At 63.4% G+C, this 2,685-nt stretch carries 2 protein-coding genes and 1 pseudogene; all 3 read right to left on the reverse strand.

From position 1 onward, the window contains the following. On the reverse strand, positions 1 to 795 hold a 795-nt coding region (locus tag VK519_RS07480), incomplete at its 3' end, for an amino acid permease (protein WP_324348656.1). A 72-nt stretch (positions 796 to 867) separates the two neighbouring features. After that, on the reverse strand, positions 868 to 2,358 hold the full coding sequence (locus VK519_RS07485; protein ID WP_324348657.1) for an amino acid permease: 1,491 nt from the start codon (positions 2,356 to 2,358) through the stop codon (positions 868 to 870). Between the two features lie 125 nt (positions 2,359 to 2,483). After that, a pseudogene (locus VK519_RS07490) lies at positions 2,484 to 2,685 on the reverse strand (hypothetical protein); the annotation flags it as partial.

Consider the following 2,685-nt stretch of genomic DNA (forward strand, 5'->3'; position numbering starts at 1 on the left):
CTGCGCGGCCACGGACGTGGCCTCGAATCCGATGTAGGCGAAGAACACCATGGCTGATGCGCGCAGGACGCCGGACCAGCCGAATTTGTTGCCGCCCTGGTTCTCAGGGATGAAGGGATGCCAGTTCGCAGGCTCCACGTACTGCCAGCCCACCACGATGACCAGGCAGATCAAGAGCACCTTGATCACCACCATGGCTGAATTGGTCCAGCTTGATTCCTTGATGCCCACGTAGCAAAGCCATGTGAGCAGCAGGGTCAGCACCACCGCCGGCAGGTTCATGATGGCGCCAGTGGCCACCAGATGGTGGTCGGCGGTAAACATCAGCGGTGCGCTGGTAAGCGACTTGGGGATGGTGAGGTCCATGTGCAGCAGGCCGCCGATGTGCTCGAGCAGGCTGACGAAATACCCCGTCCAGCTCACCGCCACGGCCGATGCCGACACGCCATATTCGAGCACCAGGTTCCAGCCGATGAACCAGGCCATCAGTTCACCCAGGGTGGCGTAGGCATAGGAATACGCGCTGCCGGAGATCGGGATGAGGGTTGCGAATTCGGCGTAGCAAAGCGCGGTGAAGGTGCTGCAGATCGCCGCGAAGATAAAGGCCAGGATCACCGCGGGCCCGGCGTGTTCGGCCGCGGCCTGGCCGGTGATGACGAAGATGCCGCCGCCGATCACAGCGCCAATGCCCAGCGCCGTCAGTCCCCAGGGCCCGAGCGTACGACGCAGGCCCGGGCCATGGACGTCATCGGCATCAGTGAAGCTGGTCTTGCGGGCGATGAGCTGGGAAAGCATGGAAACCTTCGACGGGTACGGCCAATACAATAGAAGAGGGGCCGGCGCTTGGCCGGCCCCCGGGACAGGAGTTTACGCGTTCTTCGGCCTGAGCTTGCTGTGTGCGTAGCCGTAACCGATATAGATGAGCTGGCCCAGGACGATCCAGGTCAGCATCAGCCGCCAGTGTTCCTCGAAGGCCTGCCAGAACAGGTAGACGCAGATCAGCGTACCCAGGATCGACACCGGCCATACGAACGGCACGCGGAAGCTGCGCTTCAACTGCGGCTGCGTGTAACGCAGCACCAGGATGCCGATGCACACAGTGGCGAAGGCCAGCAGGGTGCCCATGGACACCAGCTCGCCCAGCACGCTCACCGGAAACAGGCCTGCAAGCACCGCGGCGGCAACGCCGACGATCACCTGGCCGACGTACGGCGTGCGGAACTTCGGGTGCACCTTGCCCAGTGCCGGCGGCAGCAGGCCGTCGCGGGACATGGAGAAGAAGATGCGGGGCAGGCCCATCAGCATCACCAGGATCACCGACGACAGGCCGGTAATGGCACCGAACACCACGATGGTCTTCAGCCACGCCAGCTGCGGGTAGTGGTTCAGCGCGGTGGCGACAGGCTCAGGCGTGTTCAGCTCACGGAACGGGGCGATGCCGGTGAGCACCAGGGCCATGGCGATGTAAAGCACCGTGCAGACCGCCAGCGATCCCAGGATGCCGATTGGCATGTCGCGCTGCGGGTTCTTTGCCTCGCCCGCGGCGGTGGAGACTGCGTCGAATCCGATGTAGGAGAAGAACACCAGGGTGGCCGCGCGGAAGACGCCGCTCCAGCCGAACACGCCCGGGCCCTCGTTCTCCGGGATGAACGGGTGCCAGTTGCTGGGATTGACCAGGTGCACGGTAACGGCGATGAACAGCAGGATTACCGTGACCTTGATCGCCACGATGATGGAATTGACGAAAGCCGACTGGGTAATGCCGACATAGCAAAGGCCCGAAAGCGCCGCCACGATGAGCACCGCGGGCAGGTTTACCAATGCGCCCGTCGACTGGATATGACCTTCCACGAACGCGTAGGGCGCTGACGACAGGGCAACCGGCAGGGCAATGTTGGTGTTCGTCCAGCTTCCGATCAGCCGCAATAGCTCGTTGAAATACCCCGACCAGCCCGCCGCCACCGTGGATGCGGCGAAGAGGTATTCGAGCACCAGGTTCCAGCCGACGAACCAGGCCACGTACTCGCCGAGCGTGGCGTAGGAGTAGGAATATGCGCTGCCGGAGATGGGAAGCATCGCAGCGAATTCTGCATAGCACAGACCCGCCAGGGCGCAGGCGATGCCGGCGATGACGAAGCTGACGGCGAGCGCGGGGCCGGCGTGCTGCGCGGCGGCCTGGCCGGTGATGACGAAGATGCCTGCGCCGATGACTGCGCCGACACCAAGCAATACAAGGTGTTTTGCCGTGAGCACGCGGACGAGGTTCGGCTCGGCGTGCGCGCCGGTGCTGACATGCTCGCCGGCATCCACATGGGGTGACGACTCAATGGCGTGAGTCGCTAACAGGTTTTTCAGCATGGATATCCCCTACTGCTGGTCATTATTATTAGAAGCTGATGCGACCCGGCGGCACGGCATCGACGCTGAACCATACCGGTCGCGACGGCCCCGTACAAGCTGCGGTGCGGCGCGATGGCTTGACTTCAGAACACCATGACCACCGACGCCTGCGGTGTTACCGAGGCCGCATTGTTGCGCCCGGCGAAGGCAAATTCGGCGCCCGCGATGAAACCGACGCTGCTGGACAGGTGGTATTCGACCGCGGGTGAGGCATACCAGACTGCCGCCGGGCCGTTGGTGGAAGAAATCGCAATTCCCTGGCCGTCGACGCCATGTACCGTCGTC

Source organism: Pinirhizobacter sp., assembly GCF_035317885.1.
GTDB lineage: Bacteria > Pseudomonadota > Gammaproteobacteria > Xanthomonadales > Rhodanobacteraceae > Pinirhizobacter.

What these genes read in the sequence shown, in the direction of transcription:
- VK519_RS07485 (WP_324348657.1), bottom strand. Translation starts at nt 2,358, where the DNA reads ATGCTGAAAAACCTGTTAGCGACTCACGCCATTGAGTCGTCACCCCAT.